Below are 19,673 nucleotides of genomic sequence, written 5' to 3' on the forward strand. Positions count from 1 at the left end.
TGGGGCGCCCCCAGCAAGGTGGTGCCTCTGCCCCGGGGGTAAATCCACGCACTTGGATGCGCCTATGATTCAACGCAGAAGCGGTCGTTTTTGTGCCCGGTTCGCCACGGCCTGATCATCATTGCATCTTAGAGGCCAAAGACAAGATTTTTTACCGCCCTTTTACCGCCATTTCGCTCCGCTGAGGGAATAATCATGAAGCAGGTCCACGCCACACCACCGCGCTTCTTAGGTATTTGGCGGCACAAGTGGCAGAGTTTTAGGCATAACACGACGGTTTGTGGAGGATAGTCATGCGTCAACTACGACTGGTGGGAATCCACGAGAACGGCGAGAGCCTGCACCTGAGCAGCGACGACGGGAACAGCTTTGTGTTGCCCGTCGATGAAGCACTACGCAGTGCCTTGACCCGGGCTGCCCGTGCAGATCGTTCGGAGTCACCGGCTGCACCGCTTTCCCCGCGCGACATCCAGACCCGGATTCGTTCCGGAGCCACCGCCGAGGAAGTCTCACAAGAGTCTGGTATGCCGCTCGAACGCGTCATGCGTTACGAAGGTCCGGTGCTGGCCGAACGCGAATACATCGCCTCCCAGGCTCGCAATATCGAGGTCTCAGCCCCCCAGACCCACGATGGCTACCGCAGCATCTTCGGCGAAGAACCGGCAAACCTCGGTGAAATGGTGGCCTACCGCATCCACTCGCTGGGCATCGACAACGAATCGCTCACCTGGGATGCCTGGCGCGCTTCCGATGGCTCATGGGACGTGGTGGCACGGTTTGAGCTGCCCGAAACCGATGCGAGCATCGCTCTGGATTCCGGCGACGAGGATTCGACCGCCAAGTGGTCCTTCCACCCCAACCGCAAGTCGCTGCAGAACGCCAACCGCTGGGCACAGGTGCTCAGCGAGCTTGAACCACTCGACGCACCGGTCGGTGCCCGCCGGCTGACGGCAGTTGCCGATCAGCCCTTCGATGTCGAGGCCGACGGCGAAGAAGCCGGCGCCGAGGCTCCGGCTGCCGATTCCGAGGAGCTCCTGGACGTGCTCAGCGCACGCCGGGGACAACGCCTAGGAGTCGACGAGGAGAGCGACGACGCGCTGGCCGCAATGCTTTCACGCAACCCGCACCCCGACGACGACCCGCGCCTGGCCGGTCCAGCCCCGACCGAAGACGGGCTGCCGCGACTCTATGACGGAGTCAGCACCCGCACCACATCCATTTCGTTGGTACCCGCCCCTCGACCGGAAAAAGACGAGGCCAAGGATTCATCCGCCGACTCGGAGACGTCCAGTGCCGAGGACGAGGCAAACGCCAAGAAGAAGGCCAAGCGATCCTCGGTCCCCAGCTGGGACGAGATCGTCTTCGGGCGCCGCAACAACAACGACTAACACGCGCGCTCGTTCCCGACGGAATATGCACCTGCGCTGACACCATCGGCCCGGCATGTGCCAAGGTTTTGGACCTTGGCACATGCCGGGCCGATGTTTTTTGTCTGAGCCAGCACTCTTGTCCACTTCGCTGAGACCTACGACTCCGCAAGCATGCCAGCAGTAACGGGTTCAGAACCCGATCAGCATCGGTGCGGGGTGGATGCGGCGCACTGGGGCGCTGTCGCTACTTCTTGCTGGCCGCGCGTGCCAGGGTCAGCAGCGGGACTTCACATTCGGCTCGCGTCAGGGAGCCGTGCTGGCCCACCATCGAGAACGCTGCGGGGTTGACCCGGCGCCCATCTAAGAAGGCCACGTCTTCGGCGGCCAGGATCAACAGATCCCCGATGCGTGCGCGCACCGTGTCGGCCACCTCGCCAAACAAACCGTGGTCGATGGCCTCCTGGCGGGTCATGATCCACGCCTTGGAACCAAAACGCCCACGCCAAGCCTGGGCGACTTCTTCGCGCTTGGCCACCGGGGTTTCCGGGTGGAAATGAAGTTGCACGGCTCTCGGTTCCCCGGCCGTCAGCTCAACCCCATCAACTAGTTCCGGGTACTGGGAGTAATCGATGCGCCAGCTCTCCGGGACATCGACCATGCCGTGGTCCGCGGTCAGCAACAGCAGCGTACCGGCCGGCACCCGGGCCGCCAGCGTGCGCATCACCGAATCCAGTTCCTCCAACGCGTGGCCCCACTGGGCTGAATCCTTACCGAAGCGGTGCCCGGCCTTGTCGAGTTCGTTGAAGTAGCAGTAGACCAGGGCCCGCCGGTTTGCGGCCAGGGTCTCGCAGGTTTCACGCACCCTCGCATGCGGGGACTCCGCCGGAACAAATTCCGGACCGCGCAGCGCGGCCTGGGTCAGCGCCGAGGATTTGAATTGGGACAGCGACACCGTGGCGGTATGTACACCGTCGGCCGCGACCCGTTCAAACACCGTCGCATGCGGCTGCCAGGCCAGCGGGTCAAGGTCCTTGGGCCATCCACCGAGCTGGTTCACCACGCGGCGACGTTCCGGATCAACGGCGTCGTAGCCCACCACCCCGTGTTGGCCAGGAGGCAGGCCGGTGCCCAGGGAGGTCAGTGAGGCGGCAGTGGTCGAGGGGAAGGAAGCGGACAGCGTCTGCGAATTCTCCATGAGCTTGCGCAAAAACGGTGCGTGTCCCCCGCGCGCCTTCAACAGCGCCTTGCCCAGACCGTCGACCATGACCACCGCGATGCGGTTGGCCCGTGGCAGCCCCAGCGGGTTTTCGAAGCCCGGCACGCCCAGCGCCGCTGCAGCACTGGGCAGCAGCTCGGCAATGGTTTTGCTGCCATAGGGCGGGGCTGCTGGGAGTGCTGCCGCAGGGGATGTCTTCGTAGTGGTTTTCATATCGGCGACCGTTTCCCTGGGGCTCTGCCTAGCCTTGGTGGGTGTTGCGGCCAAAGCGCGAGCCAACCCGGCCACGGACCTCGGTGGTCGACACCGATGCCGGGGCAGGTACGCGGGTCTCGGTGACACGCGGGGCCGAGGCCCGGCGCATGGCCAAGGCAAAGCTGCGGGCAGCGGCCACAGCATTGGCGCCGTCGGCTTCCGCGCTGACGCGCAGGACCAGGTCTTCCTGCTGGGAGGTTCCGGTGTAGCCGTGGTCGGCATCGCATTCCGGGTCGGGGCAGCCTGCCGGTGCGAGGTCGATGCGCTGCGCTCCGGCCCAGGCGATGCCCAGGGTCAGTTCCTTGACCAGATCGCCGCTGCGGTAATTCTGCGGCTGGTGGTAGACGTAGCTGGTGGCCACGGTGGTGACCTTGGAAAGCTGGACCAGCTCGGTGGAGATCTGGGCCATGACTTCCTTGCCCTTCTCATCGAGTTGCTGGTCATCGACGTGGGTGACCAACAAGACGTCCTCGGCCAGCACCAGCACCGTGATGTGCCGGTGCACCTCGTGCTGGTCGAAATGCGTCTCCAGGTGCACCAGATGCCCACCGGGTTCCCGGCCGTCGAGTGCCTCGTCGATGACGTCGGCAAGGATTTTGGGGTAGAAACCCGCGCGGGTCAGAGCAGTGTGCAGGTCGGGGGCCGAGGCCGAAGAAAGGGGGGTCATGTCCCCAGTCTACCTGCGGGGTGCGAATCGATCAGTGGCGCATGGCCCGCCGGGCCGAATCGGTGCGCTGCTGCGCATTGCCCAACCAGATTTCCACACCAAGCACGCAGGTCCCGGTGGTGGTGGCCATCACCGGGTTGATTTCCAGCAGCGAAACCTCCGGATGGTTGTCCTTGAGCGTCGCGATCCGGTTCAGCAGGTCCTGCAATGCGGCCAGGTCCACTGCCGGTAGGCCCTGGTAGCCGCGCAGGCGCGCCGCAGCGCGCGGGGCGTTGAGCAGGTCCGCCAGGTCGGTGTTGGTCAACGGCGGGGTGCCGTGCGCCCAGTCATCGAGCAGGTTCACCGCGTCCCCGGCCAGCCCATAGGAAACCACCGGGCCCAGCAGCGGGTCTTCGACGGCCCGAATCACGCATCCCTGCCCTGCCGGGGCCATCGACTGGATCTCCAGGTCGGTGGCCGAGTACGGTGCCAGAACCTCGCGCATATGCAAGATGTTCGAGCGCAGCGAAGCTTCGTCGGGGATGTTCAGCCGCACCCCGCCCAGATCCAGGCGATGGCGCAGGTTCTCGTCCCGCGCCTTGAGGGCAACGGGCCAGCCGAGCCGGTGCGCGGCGGCTACGGCCTCATCGGCATCCTCAAAGTTCGCCGATTCGAGCACGGAGATGCCGTAGTGGCCCAGCAGCGTCGCGGCCTGCGCCTTGGAAAGGTGCAGCAGTTCCACGCCGTCGATGGCACCCAGTGCGTCCTCGATGAATTCTGCGGCGGCCGGCACCTCGATGCCGACCGGCTCGATGACCTCGCCCTGTTCGCGGGCTACCCAGCGGGCGTAGCGCGCGATCGCGGCCAACGCCTTCACCGCTGTTCCCGGACTCGAATAGCAGGGCAGTCCGTAGTTGCTGCCGTCTTCATGCTTCCCATCATCCAACAGCCCATCAACCACCGAACCAGGTTCCAGGATGCCGGTAAACACCGCAACCACTGGCTTGCCCGAGGATGCGGCGGCCTCGCGGAGGGTCTTGGCCACCGAGGCCTTGTTCAACCCCGCCACGGGCAGCAGCGTGATGATCCCGCAGTGCACCGCGGGGTCCTCCAACGCCGTAGCCAAGATCGCGGCAAGTCGCGGCAGGGCCCTGGAGGCCCCGTCATCGAGTTCGATCTCCGCATGGGAGAGAGTGACGTCCAGGCCGTGTTGTTCGGCGGAGTCCGCCACCACCGAGGCCAGGGCCTCGGAGTTGGAGAGCACCGCCAGCCCGTTTCCGCCAGGCAGCGGCTGGGAGGCGACCACCTGGGCGATTTCCATCAATTCCTCGTTGGTGCTCACCCGGATCACCCCCGATTGGCGCAGCATCGCATCGACAGCGGCGGTGGGTGCCTGGGTGGTGCGCACCGCGTGGCCCGGAGGCAGTCGCAACCCCATCACATCGGACTTCGCCACGATCACCGGTTTGGAATGTGAGAGCCGGCGGGCGATGCGGGAGAACTTGCGCGGGTTGCCGAAGGATTCCAGGTACAGGCCCACCGCACGGGTTGAGGGATCGTCCTCCCAGAACTGCATGGCGTCGTTGCCCGAGACATCGGCCCGGTTCCCGGCCGAGACGATCGAGGAGACTCCGACGCCGCGGCGCACCGAGGCGGCGTAGAGCAGCACGCCCACGGCCGCCGATTGGCTAAAGAGCCCCAGCGCCCCGGCCTTGGGCATGCCCGGGGCGACCGAAGCGTTCATGGAGGTTGCTTCATCGGTGTTCACCAGGCCCAGGGAGGCCGGGCCGATCACGCGCATGCCGTTGGCTCGGGCCTGACGCACCAGTTCGCGCTGCTGCGCCATCCCTGCTTCGCCGTCCTTCTCGAATCCTCCGGTGGCGATGACCAGCCCCTTGGCTCCGGCTGCCGCACATTCGGTGATGACCGCCCCGATTCCTTCGCGCGGGACCGCGACCACGGCCAGGTCGATGGGCCCGGGGAGCTCGGCGACCGAGGCGTAGCTTCTCATCCCGCCCAGTTCGAAGGCCTGCGGGTTCACGGCGTAGACAGTGCCGGTGTAGCCGCCCTCGATGAGGTTGTGCAGCAGCGTGTGTCCGATGGTGCCCCATTCGCGGCTGGCACCGATCACGGCGATCGAGCTCGGGGCCAACAGCCCGGCCAACGATTTGGCTTCGGCACGGTGCTCGCGTGATTCCATCACGGCACGCGATTTTTCGGTGGGGTCGATGGGGAATTCGAGCATCACCACGCCCTCGTCGAAGTGCCGGCGCACCGCGTAGCCAGCCTCGGCGAAGACCGTCAGCATTTTCCGGTTTTCCGGCAGCACCTCAGCGGAGAAGCGCTCAATGTCGTTTTCGCGGGCCGCGGCGGCCAGGTGTTCAAGCAGGATGGAGCCCACGCCCATTCCCTGGTAGGCGTCGGAAATGTTGAAAGCGACTTCGGCGTCGGTCGGGTCATCGAGTCTGTCGTAGCGCCCCACACCGATGATGTCTTCGCCCCGAACCACCACGAAAGCAACCCTGTCCATGTGGTTTACTTCGGTGAAGCGTTTGAGCTCTTTGGCCGTGAGCGCAGATTTGTACGTAAAATAGCGCATGTAGACGGAGGATTCCGACTGACTCCGGTGCATTTTTTGCAATTTGTCGGCGTCACCGGGTTGAATCGGGCGTAGATGTGCCGTCGAACCATTGCGCAAGACAACGTCTGCTTCCCAATGGGACGGATATTCACCGGGTTTACGACCATCCACCATAGGCTTAGCCTAACGGCCACAGCGACGAGTGCAGTTGATACGACGCGCCGGGACCGCAGCAGCACATGGCTCCTGCCCTTGCCCTAGGGACAGGATCAGTACCGAATCGAGGATTCACACCAAATATGGCGCGCAAAAAGCCTGAACCACTGCCCGCAGACTTCGTGGAGCACATCGTTGACATCGATGTGACCCAGGAGATGGAAGGCTCCTTCCTGGAGTACGCCTACTCGGTGATCTACTCCCGGGCACTGCCCGACGCCCGTGACGGGCTGAAACCGGTGCAGCGGCGCATTTTGTACATGATGTCCGAGATGGGCCTGCGCCCGGACAAGGGCCACGTCAAGAGCGCCCGCGTGGTGGGCGAAGTCATGGGTAAGCTGCACCCGCACGGCGACACCGCGATTTACGACGCGATGGTGCGCATGAGCCAGGGCTTCGCGCTGCGCCTGCCGCTGATCGACGGGCACGGAAACTTCGGTTCGCTAGATGATGGCCCGGCCGCCCCGCGTTACACCGAGGCGCGTCTGGGAGCCTCCGCGGTGGCGATGACGGCGAACCTCGACGAGGACGTCGTGGATTTCGTCCCGAACTACGACAACCAGTTCCTGCAGCCCTCGGTGCTCCCGGCCGCGTTCCCGAACCTCTTGGTCAACGGCACCACCGGCATTGCCGTGGGCATGGCCACCAACATGGCCCCGCACAACCTCGGCGAGGTCATCGCAGCGGCCCGGCACCTGATCGAGCACCCGGATGCGGATCTGGCGGCCATCATGAAGTTCGTTCCCGGACCCGATATGCCAACCGGTGGCAAGATCGTGGGCCTGGACGGGATCCGTGACGCCTACCGCACCGGCCGCGGCACCTTCCGGACTAAGGCCAAGGTGGAGCTGGAGCAAATCACCGCCCGCCGGCAGGGCCTGGTGATCACCGAGTTGCCCTACATGGTCGGACCGGAAAAGGTCATCGAGAAGATCAAGGACGCCGTCACGGCGAAGAAGCTCACCGGCATCGCCGACGTGGTGGATCTGACCGACAGGAACCACGGGCTGCGCCTGGTCATTGAGCTGAAGAACGGCTTCAACCCCAATGCCGTGCTCACCGCGCTGTACAAGTTCACCCCGATGGAGGATTCCTTCGGCATCAACAACGTGGCCCTGGTCGACGGCCAGCCGCGCACCTTGGGGCTGGTGGAACTGCTCACCGTGTACGTGGATCACCGGTTGCTGGTGGTGCGCCGCCGCACCGAACACCGGCTGGCGAAGAAGCTCGACCGACTGCACCTGGTCGAGGGCCTACTCATTGCGATAGTCGACATCGACGAGGTCATTGCGATCATCCGCTCCTCGGACGAGACGGCCCAGGCCCGCGAGCGCTTGATGACCATCTACGACCTGTCCGAGCTGCAGGCCAGCCACATCCTGGAGCTGCGCCTGCGTCAGCTGACCAAGTTCTCCCGCATCGAGTTGGAGAAAGAAGCAGCCGAACTGCAGAGCGCGATCGACGAGCTCAAGGCAATTCTGGCCTCCGACGAGCGGTTGCGCGCGCTGGTCTCGGGGGAATTGGCGGAGATGAGCGAGAAGTTCGCCACCCCGCGCCGCACGATCCTGCTCCAATCGGAGTCCGGCACCCCGTTGAAGGGCACGATCATGCCCGCGGCCGTGGGCCCCGGGAAGAAGGCCCCGCTGAGCCTGGAAATCGCCGATGACCCGTGCCGGGTGCTGCTCTCGGCCACCGGGCAGGTGGCCCGCACCGGGTCGCTCGATCCGTTAGATGGTGCCGGAGCACGGGTGAAGCACGATGTGCTCTCCTCGGTGGTGTCCACCAGCGCGCGCGGCGAGATCGGCGGGATCACCTCCACCGGGCGCATGCTGCGCCTGCAGGTCGTGGATTTGCCGTTGCTTCCTGCATCCCACGGCTTCCCGCAGTTGACCGGTGGGGTGAAAGTCGACGAATTCGCGCAGCTGGGCAAGGGCGAAAAGATGGTGGCCCTGGTGCCGTTGGATGCCGTCGTGGCACTGGGCACCGCTAATGGCGTGGTCAAGCGCCTCAGCCCGGAATACCCGTTGAACCGCGACGAGTGGGAAGCCATTTCGCTCAAGGACAAGGACACCGTGGTGGGTGCCGCGGTCGGTATCGACGGCTCGGATCTGGTCTTCGCCACTGCCGGCGCGCAGCTGCTGCGCTTCCCGGCCACCGCGGTGCGTCCGCAGGGCCGCACCGCCAGCGGCATGGCAGGGATCAAGCTGGGTGCCGGGGACCAGGTGATCTTCTTTGGTGTGGTGGCCGAGGATGCCCCCGCACCGGTGTTCGTTTCCATCGCCACCGGCTCAAACACGCTGCCCGGCACAGCATCGCATTCGGTGAAGGTGACGGACTTCGCCGAATACCCGCTCAAGGGTCGAGCCACCGGAGGGGTGCGGGCACACCGCTTCCTGAAGGGCGAAGACCGGTTGGAGCTGGCCTATGCCGGTCCCGGCCCGGCCCGGGCCTCCTCGTCCGCGGGAGTGGTCCGTGCCCTGCCCACCGAGTTTTCCAAGCGCGACGGCTCCGGTGTGCCGTTGGCCCAGGGCATCGATGTGCTGGGCGGGACGCCACTTCTGGATGGAACCGAAGGCGATGTTGCCACGGTACCCGAGGGACAGTTGCCGTTGCCCGGCAGCTCGAAGCGTGCACCCTTAGCAGCGGTTGAGGACAGCAAGCCGTTTGCCGATTCGGGGGTCGTCGAGGTCGAACCCGCCCACCGGGTCGCCATCCAGGATTCGTTGCTGGACGAGTAGCACCGGGCGAATCCGCCCACCGTGTGGTCCGGGGCTGTCCCGGACCACACGGTGGGCCCCTGACCAGGGTGCGATGGCCATGACATACCGAGTGTTTCCCCCGATAGACCTAAGGATTCCCCATGACCGAGGAAGAACTGATCCGCCTGGGGATCGGGGTCTTTGTCCTGCTCATGGTCACGCTGATTGGCTGGGTGGTCTAAGCATCGGCCAAACCGGGACCGAAGAAACCCCGAAGCGATCCGTCAGCCGAAGATCATCGCAGTGGTGGGGTGGGTGATAGCGCCGATCGGGCTGCTGCTCATCCTCTTCTCACGCTCCGGCTCCCCGGACCCCGATGACCGGCTGCCGATGCTCATCTGCGGCATCGTGCTGTTCCTGACGGCGTCGCTTCTGGTGGCCATCTACGCGAACTGGTACGTCATCATCCGCGACGATGAGATCATCCAACGCACCGCCTGGCGCCAGCTGCGCACCATCCGCTACGACCAGATCAAGAAGTTCCGGCAGTACCGCAACGGCAAGGTGCCGATGCTCAAGCTGTGCGGCAACGACGGGACCGTGATCCAGCTGAATTCCGCCGCCTTCGAGCTCTCCGGGGTCTTCGCCGCACTCCAACGGAACCAAGCCAACGGCTCCTAGCCGCCAGGACGGCTCTCCCCTTCCGGCCCACGGACCGTGAGCCAGGCTTAGGCCGGCACCGATACCCTCTCCGCGGGCCGGGCCAAGTCCAGGACGCTATCCCCCAGCGCGGCGACCGCCGCATCGTGGGTGACCAGCAACACCGCGGTGTCCGCCAGCGCCATACGCAGGTCGGCAACCAAATCCACAGCCTCGTCGGCGCCCAGGTGCGCGGTGGGTTCATCCAGCAGCAGCACCGTGGCCCGGGCCGCCAGTGCACGAGCCACCGCCAGGCGTTGGCGCTGTCCGCCCGAGAGATGGTGGCCGCCCGATCCGATGCGGGTATCCAAACCCGCGGGCAGCGTGGCCAGCCACCGATCAAGCCCGACCTTGGCCAGCAACTCCTGCAGCTCCGCGTCCCCGGGCTGGTCCCAGGTTTCCCGGCCCAGCCCCAGGTTGGAGCGCACCGTCGAATCGAAGAGGTGGGCTTCCTGCGGGCACCAGGCCACCTGGGCCAGATCGGCGGCGCTAGCGTGCTGCCACGGCCCGTCCCCGCGGCGGGCCTGCAGGGTTCCGGACAATGGTTCTAGGGCCCCGAGCATGGCGGCCAGCAGCGTTGATTTGCCCGCGCCCGAGGGTCCTGTCAGCACCGTCCACTGACCCGGGAGTAGTTCCAGCCCCAGATCCGTGACCACTGGCCGGCCCGGGGCCCAGCCGATATCTGCGTTCTCCAGACGCAGCGACAGGGCGCCTTGGGCGCCGGGTGCTGCGGCCTTCGTACCGGTGGGGGCACAGACGGGTTTCGGCTTTTCCTCCCCGATGTTGGCCCAGACGCGGCGCAGCACCGCATCGAGCTGCGGCAGCTGTTGAATGGAGACGGCGGTGTTGGCGATGGGCTCGCCCAGGGCCAACAGCAGCAGTGCGGCCACCGCGGCCTGTTCTCCGCCGGTGCCCACCGCCAGCACGGCCAGCACCGCGGCCAAGGCAGAAAGCAGCGCGGCACCACCCTGGGCCAGACCGGCACCGCGGGCCGCTGCCCGCAGCGAGTGGGTGGCGGCCGAATCCGCCCGGGCAAATCCGTCCAGGGCGCGTGCCGTTACCTGGTTGGCGCCCAGGTCCCCGGCCGCGCGCAGCAGCGTGGGTACCCTGGATCCGAGCCAGATGCGGTGCTCGGCAACCTCGGTGGTGCTTCGTTTTTCCACGGCAAGCACGGCCAGCGGCAAGCCGATGAAGGCCAGCAGGCCCAATCCGAGCGCCAGCGGCAGGGCGTCCGGCGCCCAGAAGCCGATGCCCACGCTCACAGCAAGCCAGGTACCGATTCCGGCCACCGGCGGCACCAGCACCCGCGGCACCGCATCACGGACCTCGTCGACTTCCGCGACCAGGTGGCCCAGGGCCGCGCCGGAGCGGGTGATCCTGCCCCAGCTGCGCGGCTGGGCCACCAGCGCGTCCCACAGCCGTTCGCGCAGGCTTGAGGCAAAGCCGAGCACCGCGTCGTGCACGCGCAGCTGTTCGGCGTAGCGCAGCACCGAGCGGCCGATGCCGAAGGCGCGCACGCCCACGATCGCGACCATCAGGTGCAGCATTGGGGGTTGGTGGCTGGCGGTGACGATGAGCCAGCCGGAGATCCCGGTCAACCCCGCACCGAAGATCGCCGCAGCAGCGGCGAGCAACAACCCGGCCACCAGTCCCTTGCGGAACCACGGCATCGAGCCCAGCAGCCGCCAGTGCGCTGTGCGCCCGCCCGCCGGAGCGAAGGGTTCGGCCGCCGCGGATGCTGCTGCCGGAATCACGGGGTCATGAACCGTAGCCGTGTCCTGGTGCTCATAGCCCGGGTGTGCGCGGTCTTCGGGCTGACGGAGCATGGTTGCCAGGGCACGGTCGTGAGAGGCGAGGAGCATGGCGCATCGGGGGTCCAATCCGGCCAGCGCCCGACGGATGTGCCCGGCGGATTCCGTATCCAGGTGTGCCGTGGGTTCATCGGCCAGTATCAGGTTGATCTGTGGGTCTGCTGCTACCTTGGCTAGCACCCGCGCCACGGCGATACGGCGCAACTCCCCCGGACTGCAATCCACCAGGTTCCGCTGGGCCAGGTGCGCGATGTTCGCATCGTGCAGCACCGCTTGGAGCATCGCAGGATCCAGTGTTTCCCCGGCGTGCAACACAATTTCCTGCTCGACGGTGGTTTCCGTGAACCTGGGATGCTGGGAGATGAATGCTGTGCGCGCCGCATCCACCTGGATCCGGCCGGTGATTTCGGCCCCCTGTCCGAGCCGTCCGAGCACAGCATGCAGCAGTGTGCTCTTGCCGCTGCCGCTGGCGGCATCCAGGACGTGCACCGACCCGGCACTCAGCACCAGGCTCGCGTCGTCGAGCACCGGTTCGGTGCGCCCGGGATACCGGACCGAGAGGCTCTCCACCACCAAGATGTGGTGGGTGCCTGCAGCTGCGGGGTTAGTTTCCGGGGCGGTCCGCTCGGCGCTAGCACCAATGAATTCTTCGCTGCGTTCGAGCGCTTCGACACCATCCTCGGAAGAGTGGAAGGCCGCTCCGAGGGTGCGTAGCGGCAGGTAGCATTCGGGGGCGAGGATCAGGGCGAGCAGCCCTGCTTCCAGTCCCATCTGCCCGTAGACCAGACGCACACCGATGAACACCGCGACCAGCGCCACGGAGATCGTGGCGATAAGTTCCAGGGCCAGTCCGGAGAGGAAGGCCGTGCGCAGCGTCCTCATGCTGGTGCTGCGGTAGTCTTCGGAGACCTTGGCCAAGGCGCGGCCCTTGCCCTCGGCACGGCGCAGCCCGATCAGCGCCGGCAATCCCTGGGCCAGTTCCAGCAGCTGGTTGGAGAGCCTGTCCAATCCGGCGGCCGCGGCCTTGACCCGGTCTTGGGTGTGCAGCCCGATCAGGATCATGAACATCGGCACCAGGGGCACCGTCAGGACGATGACCAGGGCAGAGACCCAGTCCGCCACCAGCACCCTGACACCGATCAGGACGGGGATGACCATCGCCGAGACCAGCGCCGGCAGGTACTTGGTGTAGTAGTTATCCAGTCCGTCCAGCCCGCGACTGGCCAGTGCCGACAGGGCACCGTGTCCGGGGTCGCCCGCCGCCGCACGACCGCTCAGTCCCACGGCCACGAGCCGGGAACGTAGCAATTCTTTGGCACCGAGGCCTGCCCGGTGGGCAGCAAATTCCGTGGCCCACACCGCTCCGGCACGCAGGATTGTCCCGCCTAGACCCAGCGTCAGCAGGCGCGTGGCATCAAGGGTGGTACCGGCGGCCAGCTGGGAGATCCCAGTGGCCAGGGCATCGGCGATCAGGATCACTCCCACGGCCTTTGCGGCGGCAAGCCCGGCGAGCAAGGCAAGGATCATGCGGGAGCCGGTTCCGGCAAGGAGTGCTGGTTTCACGGTGTGAGTCTTTTCTTTGTCCGCTTAGATAATCGGGATGACGGGGTGGGCCGCGGGGATGTGGGATTCGGTGATGCGTTTGCGGAACACCCAGTAGGTCCAGGTCTGGTAGGCCAGCACCGCCGGCAGGCCGAAGGCCGCCACGATGCTCATCAACCGCAGCGTGTACGGCGTCGACGACGCGTTGGATACGGTCAGGTTGTAGGCCGCATCGATGGTCGACGGCAGAACGTTGGGGTACGCGGCGGTGAAGATTGCTGCAACTCCGGCCAGCAGGAAGACTCCAAGGCCGATGAATGCCCATCCTTCACGTCGGGCGCGGGCCTGTATCCAGGCGAAGACCATCGCCACCACGGCCAGGAGCAACGGTGCCAATGCGGCGAGACTGGCGTTGATCCACACCACCGCAATGGCCCAGCAGGCCAACGGCAGCAACGCCACCGGCAACCAGCGGGCCAGTAGCTTGGCCGCTCGGTCCCGGATGTCTCCGTCGGTTTTCAAACCGAGGAAGGCCAGGGCGTGGATCAGGCTGAAGGCCACCACACCGATGCCGCCCAGGACTGCGTATTGGTTGAACCAGGCGAAGGGCCCGCCCACTCGGTCGCCGTTGGCATTCAGCGGCAGTCCCGTGGTGCTCAGCGCGAGCATCGCCCCGACGCCGAAGGCCGCGATGAAGGAGCCAAGGAAGATGGCCCAGTCCCAGGCGTTTCGCACCGCGAGTGTATGTGCTTTTCCGCGGTATTCGAAGGCGACGGCACGGAAGATCAGGGCAACGAGCACCAAGGTCAGCGGAATGTAGAGGGCCGAGAAGAGCGAGGCGTACCAGTACGGGAACGCGGCAAATGTTGCGGCCCCGGCGGTGATCAGCCAGACCTCGTTGCCGTCCCAGACCGGTCCGACGGTGTTCAGCAGCACGCGCCGCTGCTTCTCGTTCTTGGCGAAGAGCTTCATGAGCATGCCGACGCCCAAGTCGAAGCCTTCAAGGAACAGATAGCCGGTCCAGAGGATGGCGATCAGGATGAACCACAGTGTGGGCAGGAAATCCATGGATTTGGTCCTTTCTCGTGAATCGGCGGGTCAGTAGGCGAAGGACAACGCGTCGGTGTCCTGGTCGTTATCCCCGTCGCCGGGGCGCTCATGGAACTCGGGCATGGCCGATCCGATGCCGCCGCGGATGTAGCGGGTGAGCAGGACGACCTCAACGACCAGCAGGAAGGCGTAGATCGAGGTCAATGCGATCAGCGAGAAGAGCATCTCTCCGGCGCTCACCCCCGGGGAGACCGCCGCGGCGGTATACATGAACACCTGGTCGATGCCTTCGAAGCTCGGGTTGGGAGCCACCACAAAAGGTTGGCGGCCCATTTCGGTGAAGATCCAGCCTGCGGAGTTTGCTCCGAAGGGTGCCAGCATCCCGAACAGGGCGAGGCGGGAAATCCATTTGTTCAGTGGAACGGTTCCCTTGCGGGTGAGCCACAGCGCCACTGCTGCTGCAACTGCCGAGAGCCCTCCCAGGGTGATCATCAGACGGAATCCCCAGTAGGTGACTTCCATGACCGGCAGGTAGTTGATTTCGCTGCCGGCACGGTCTCCATACATCGGGTCATCGGGTAGGTGTGTACCGTATTTTTCTTGGTATTCGGGCAGCAGGGTGTTCACGCCCTTGACTTCGGTGGTGAAGTTTTCGTGTGCCAAGAACGAGAGCAGCCCCGGTATTTCGAACACTCCCACCACGTCGTCACAGGTCGTTGCGCCCCCGCTGCGAAGGTCACCGATGGACAGCAAGGAGAAACCTGTGCCGTCGTGGCATGCAGCTTCGGCTGCTGCCATTTTCATCGGCTGCTGCTCAATCATCAGCTGGGCCTGTGCGTGCCCGGACAGGGCGACGCCGGCGAAGGAGATCATGGCCACGACGGCGCCGATGCGCAGGGACTTGATCCACACCTTGTAATCGACCTTGTCGCGGTTTTTGCCCAATGTGGCAGATTCCCCCACGATGACTCGGCCGGTGGCATCCACGGTGTCGATTCCTGCGTGGCGTCGCTTGTAGAGGTGGTACCAGGAGATTCCCAAGAGGAACCCTCCGGCAACGGCAAAGGCCCCGAAGATGGTGTGGGGGAAGGTGACCATCGCGGTGCTGTTGGTAAATACGGCCCAGGCATCGGTCATCACGGCGCGGCCGTCGATCATTTCGGTGCCGACAGGGTGCTGCATCCACGAGTTGGCCACGAGGATGAAATAGGCGGAAAACACGGTTGCCAGGGATGCGCACCAAATAGTTGCAAGGTGTATCCGCTTGGGGAGCCGGTCCCAGCCGAAGATCCAGAGTCCGAGGAAGATCGATTCAACAAAGAAGGCCAGCAGCGCCTCCATGGCCAACGGCGCACCGAAGACGTCGCCGACAAACCTGCTGTACTCGCTCCAAGCCATGCCGAACTGGAATTCCTGGACCAGCCCGGTGGCCACGCCCATGATGAAGTTGATGAGGAACAGCTTCCCCCAAAATTTGGTCATCCGCAGGTACTCGGCCTTGCCGGTGCGGTGCCAGGCCGTTTGCATGACGGCCACCGTCACCCCCAGGCCGATGGTCAAGGGCACCATCAGGAAGTGATAGACGGTGGTGATGCCAAATTGCCACCTGGCAATTTCAAGTACATCCATGAGAAACCCTTCGAGGCAGGAGTCCACGAGCGTTGGTCGTCCGCCCGAAACGAATTCTACGCTCCGTAGAATTCATTTCTACCCACTGTAGAACATTTCTGCGAAACACGGTAAACTGCTATTAGCGAGGGGCGTCTACGGCGTACCTCGTTGGCCCCTGCGTTAGCTGCACGGGCCTTGGAACACTTTGTAAGGAAATAGATTGGCCACTCTTGGCGACCTTGAACGTGCAGTAATGGACTTCCTTTGGGATGCCGATTCCCCGCTCACGGCCAATGAACTCCGCGACCTGCTTGCGGCACCGGGTGGAGTCGATGGCAGGGAGCTTGCCGTAACCACCGTGTTGACAGTTCTCGCTCGACTGGAGAAAAAGGGTCTGGTTGCCCGCGAACGCGATATCCGACCGCACCGCTACTCTTCGGTGACCAGCCGCGAGGAACACACAGTCTCCCTCATGAACGAAGCACTAGGCACCGTGATGGATCGCGAAGCCGTTCTGGCTCGCTTCATTGGCGGAATCTCCGCCGAAGAAGCACAGGCATTGCGCCAGCTCCTCGATACACCACGTAACGCCTAGCGACGATCGGCACGAGCAACCAACGTGCTACTGACGTCCTATCTTCTGGCGGGGCTCGCCATACTGTTGGCTTGGCCGATACCCGTGGCGCTTTCGCGCGCCCGGTGGACGGCCCGATCCCCCTTCGCAGCGATGGTCGTCTGGCAGTCCATCGCACTTGCTGGCGGGCTGTCGATGATCGGTGCGATGCTTTTCTGGGGTCTTGAGCCGCTGGGCGGCACGTTGCTTGATGCACTTGATGGCGGCATCCGTCTCATCTCGGGAAACCCCGCCGCGAATTCCCCCGGCATCGTCCATATCTTCGCCTTGAGTACAGCGACCCTCCTCGGATTCCACTTGATACTGACGTTGATCAGGGCAGCCTGGCGAATCACCCGCCAGAGATCCCGACATCGGAACATCCTCAGGCTGCTCACCGAAGAATCCACCTCGAATCCCGGCACGCTCGTACTTGACCACGAGACCCCCATCGCATACTGCCTTCCCAGTTTCAGCGGCTCAATCACGGTGCTCTCCCGTGGGCTGGTTCAACGCCTGAGCCCGGAAGAACTACGGGCAGTGCTCGCACACGAAAAAGCTCATCTGGAGCAACGCCACGACCTACTGCTGCTGGCCTTCACGTCTTGGAACGATGCACTTCCCTGGCTGCCGACCTCAAAGCATTCGATGGCAGCAGTCCAGGAACTTGTCGAAATGCTTGCCGACGATGCAGCCCTGCGCGAAGTCACTCCCCAGGTCCTGTTGCGAGCACTGCTCACGGTGGCCACCGGGGCCTTGGGGGAATCGGACATGAGCAATCCCGCAGCTCTCCCCTCCACTGCCACGGGAGGTGCCCCGACCGAGGAACTGTCTTCGTACCGCCTGCGCCGACTGCTCACCCCCCAGCCACCGCTGTCGACGGCGTTGCGGGCCATGATCATTTCGGCCGCCGTGCTACTTTTGGCGTTGCCGACCACGATGTTGATCGCCCCGGGGCTCTTTGCCTGAGACTAGGTACACCTCAGAGACCCTTCACCAAGCGCAAAGAACGGCGGACACCCCTGAGGGAGTGCCCGCCGACCTTTGGTTGTTGCCTTTGTTGCGTTAGACGTCGATCCTGTCGCGTTCCAGGTACTCGGCGCCCGAAATAATGAATTCCTTGCGGGGAGCCACATCGGATCCCATCAATAGGTCAAAGACGCGTTCGGCCGATTCGGCATGCTCTAGTCCTACCCGTCGCAAAGTACGGTGGCGCGGGTCCATCGTGGTTTCCGCCAGCTGGTCAGCATCCATCTCTCCCAGCCCCTTGTAACGCTGGATCGGCTCCTTGTAGCGCTTCCCAGCCTTTTCCAGCCCAGCCAGCACCTCATGCAGTTCGGTCTCCGAGTAGGTGTAGACCATCTCATTGTCCTTGGAACCGTGATTGATCACTTCCACGCGGTGCAGTGGCGGCACCGCGGCATAGACCCGTCCCGCTTCAACCATGGGACGCATATAGCGGAAGAACAATGTCAGCAGCAGCGTGCGGATATGGGCGCCGTCAACATCGGCATCGGTCATCAAGACGATCTTGCCGTACCGCGCCGCATCAATATCGAAGCTTCGGCCCGAGCCTGCGCCCACGACCTGGATCAGTGCCGCACATTCGGCGTTCGAGAGCATATCTGCCACCGAGGCCTTCTGCACGTTCAGGATCTTGCCACGGATCGGCAGCAGTGCTTGGAAATCCGAGGAACGCGCCAACCGGGCCGTGCCCAAGGCGCTGTCACCCTCGACAATGAACAGCTCGGTCTTTTCAGTCTCTGTACTGCGGCAATCGGCCAACTTGGTGGGAAGCGATGAGGTTTCAAGCGCGTTCTTCCGGCGTTGAGTCTCCTTGTGGACTCGCGCGGAAATACGGGATTTCATCTCGCTGACGACCTTCTCAAGCAGCATCGCCGCTTGAGTCTTCTCCCCCTTGGCCGAGGAATTCAGCTTCGCGGTCAAATCCTTTTCCACGACCTTTGCAACGATCTGGCGCACCGCGGAGGTACCAAGGATCTCCTTGGTCTGCCCCTCGAACTGCGGTTCAGCCAACCTGACCGTGAGCACTGCGGTCAACCCGGCGCTCACATCGTCGCGTTCGATCTTGTCGTTTCCGGCCTTGAGCTTGCGGGCATTGGCCTCAATAACCTTGCGGAAGGTCTTGAGCAGCGCCTGTTCGAATCCGGTTTGGTGCGTACCGCCTTTGGGCGTGGCAATGATGTTCACGAACGAACGCAAGGAAGTCTCGTAGCCAATGCCCCAGCGCAGAGCGATGTCGACCTCACAGGTCCGCTCAACTTCGGTGATGCGGCTATGCCCCGACTCGTCCAGTACCGGGACCGACTCCTTGAAGGTGCCCGAACCGTGAAATCGCCAGATGTCGGTCACCGCGGGATCGTTGGACAGGTACTCGACGAACTCGGAAATTCCTCCGTCGTGGTGGAAGACTTCTTCGTAGGGACCGTCCGCGCCCAGGGTGTCAGGCAGACCACGTTCGTCGCGCAGGGTGATTTTCAACCCCGGGACTAGGAACGAGGTTTGGCGGGCACGAGCTTGCAACTCGGTGTAGGAGAATTTTGCGTCAGGGGTGAAGATCTGGCGATCGGCCCAGTAACGAACGCGTGTGCCGGTGACGCCGCGCTTAGCCTTGCCAACGACATCCAGCACCGACGCCGTGGAGAAAGGTTCGAACGGGACGTCCGGCTTGGGTTTTCCCGAGTCGGTGAAACGGCCCGGCTCACCACGGCGGAATTGCATCCCGTAGGTCTTCCCCCCGCGGTCAACCGCGACGTCGAGCCTCGAGGACAAGGCGTTAACCACCGAGGCGCCCACCCCGTGCAGGCCACCGGATGCGGTGTATGAACCTCCACCGAATTTGCCGCCGGCGTGCAATTTGGTGAAGACCACCTCAACGCCGGAGAGCCCGGTCTTGGGTTCAATATCCACGGGGATGCCACGGCCGTCATCATTGATCTCGACCGACCCATCGGGGTGAAGAACAACCCTGATGGACTGACCATAGCCAGCCAGGGCCTCGTCAACGGAGTTGTCGATGATCTCCCACAGGCAGTGCATGAGTCCACGCGAGTCGGTGGAACCGATGTACATGCCCGGGCGTTTGCGTACCGCCTCGAGACCTTCCAAGACGGATAGGTGTCGGGCGTTATAGTCAGCGTTTTTGGCCAAGGTTGTTAAAACTCCTCAAATCGTCGGAACGACGCTATCCACAATAGTCTCTGGCCCCGTCATTTCGCTGAATCTGCATCCATTGAGCGGCAGCTCACCCGTCGTGGGGCTACGCGGTGAGCGAAAGGGAAGAATATCGAGACGGAAATCCTGCGATTGCTGGTTGTATTGAGTACACATCGAATGAAGGAGG

The 19,673-nt window shown here is 64.1% G+C and carries 12 protein-coding genes; 5 read left to right on the forward strand and 7 right to left on the reverse strand.

Annotation, left to right across the window (positions count from 1 at the left end; genetic code table 11):
• The first annotated feature begins 293 nt into the window (after positions 1-293).
• Entirely contained in the window at positions 294-1,388 is a 1,095-nt protein-coding gene (sepH, locus tag ADIAG_RS12250) for a septation protein SepH (RefSeq protein ID WP_007271695.1), read from the forward strand.
• A gap of 226 nt (positions 1,389-1,614) precedes the next feature.
• Here sepH and ADIAG_RS12255 read toward each other — a convergent pair whose 3' ends face one another.
• The 3 genes from ADIAG_RS12255 to ADIAG_RS12265 are packed head-to-tail and all read right to left on the reverse strand — an operon-like array spanning position 1,615 to position 6,242.
• Complete coding sequence (locus ADIAG_RS12255) at positions 1,615-2,799, reverse strand: alkaline phosphatase family protein (protein ID WP_007271696.1); 1,185 nt, start codon at positions 2,797-2,799, stop codon at positions 1,615-1,617.
• Positions 2,800-2,827: 28 nt separating this feature from the next.
• Entirely contained in the window at positions 2,828-3,508 is a 681-nt protein-coding gene (locus ADIAG_RS12260) for a DUF5998 family protein (protein ID WP_007271697.1), read from the reverse strand.
• 31 nt (positions 3,509-3,539) lie between these two features.
• Positions 3,540-6,242, reverse strand: coding sequence for a bifunctional acetate--CoA ligase family protein/GNAT family N-acetyltransferase (locus ADIAG_RS12265; RefSeq protein WP_007271698.1), 2,703 nt, complete (start codon positions 6,240-6,242; stop codon positions 3,540-3,542).
• A 125-nt stretch (positions 6,243-6,367) separates the two neighbouring features.
• Here ADIAG_RS12265 and ADIAG_RS12270 point away from each other — a divergent pair, with 125 nt between their 5' ends.
• Together ADIAG_RS12270 and ADIAG_RS12275 are read left to right on the forward strand one after the other, a co-directional pair.
• Positions 6,368-9,022 carry a DNA gyrase/topoisomerase IV subunit A gene (locus ADIAG_RS12270; protein WP_007271699.1) on the forward strand — a complete coding sequence of 885 codons (2,655 nt, stop codon included), beginning with the start codon at positions 6,368-6,370 and terminating at the stop codon, positions 9,020-9,022.
• Positions 9,023-9,298: 276 nt separating this feature from the next.
• The gene (locus tag ADIAG_RS12275; RefSeq protein WP_007271700.1) at positions 9,299-9,664 is read left to right on the forward strand and encodes a hypothetical protein; all 366 of its coding nucleotides are present in this window, start codon (positions 9,299-9,301) and stop codon (positions 9,662-9,664) included.
• A gap of 47 nt (positions 9,665-9,711) precedes the next feature.
• Here ADIAG_RS12275 and cydC read toward each other — a convergent pair whose 3' ends face one another.
• From cydC to ADIAG_RS12290, 3 genes are read right to left on the reverse strand one after another with little or no spacing between them, the layout of a single operon-like run.
• Complete coding sequence (gene cydC / locus ADIAG_RS12280; RefSeq protein ID WP_043474821.1) at positions 9,712-13,056, reverse strand: thiol reductant ABC exporter subunit CydC; 3,345 nt, start codon at positions 13,054-13,056, stop codon at positions 9,712-9,714.
• A 24-nt stretch (positions 13,057-13,080) separates the two neighbouring features.
• The gene (gene cydB, locus ADIAG_RS12285; RefSeq protein ID WP_007271702.1) at positions 13,081-14,103 is read right to left on the reverse strand and encodes a cytochrome d ubiquinol oxidase subunit II; all 1,023 of its coding nucleotides are present in this window, start codon (positions 14,101-14,103) and stop codon (positions 13,081-13,083) included.
• A 30-nt stretch (positions 14,104-14,133) separates the two neighbouring features.
• On the reverse strand, positions 14,134-15,714 hold the full coding sequence (locus ADIAG_RS12290; protein WP_007271703.1) for a cytochrome ubiquinol oxidase subunit I: 1,581 nt from the start codon (positions 15,712-15,714) through the stop codon (positions 14,134-14,136).
• 202 nt (positions 15,715-15,916) lie between these two features.
• On the opposite strand from ADIAG_RS12290, the gene ADIAG_RS12295 reads away from it, so the two are divergent.
• On the forward strand, positions 15,917-16,291 hold the full coding sequence (locus ADIAG_RS12295) for a BlaI/MecI/CopY family transcriptional regulator (RefSeq protein WP_043474824.1): 375 nt from the start codon (positions 15,917-15,919) through the stop codon (positions 16,289-16,291).
• A gap of 24 nt (positions 16,292-16,315) precedes the next feature.
• Positions 16,316-17,278, forward strand: a complete 963-nt coding sequence (locus tag ADIAG_RS12300) for a M56 family metallopeptidase (protein ID WP_007271705.1) — start codon at positions 16,316-16,318, stop codon at positions 17,276-17,278.
• A 96-nt stretch (positions 17,279-17,374) separates the two neighbouring features.
• Here ADIAG_RS12300 and ADIAG_RS12305 read toward each other — a convergent pair whose 3' ends face one another.
• The gene (locus tag ADIAG_RS12305; RefSeq protein ID WP_007271706.1) at positions 17,375-19,480 is read right to left on the reverse strand and encodes a DNA gyrase/topoisomerase IV subunit B; all 2,106 of its coding nucleotides are present in this window, start codon (positions 19,478-19,480) and stop codon (positions 17,375-17,377) included.
• Between the last annotated feature and the right edge of the window lie 193 nt (positions 19,481-19,673).

The sequence above is a fragment of the Paeniglutamicibacter gangotriensis Lz1y genome (assembly GCF_000348945.1).
In the GTDB taxonomy this organism is placed as follows: domain Bacteria; phylum Actinomycetota; class Actinomycetes; order Actinomycetales; family Micrococcaceae; genus Paeniglutamicibacter; species Paeniglutamicibacter gangotriensis.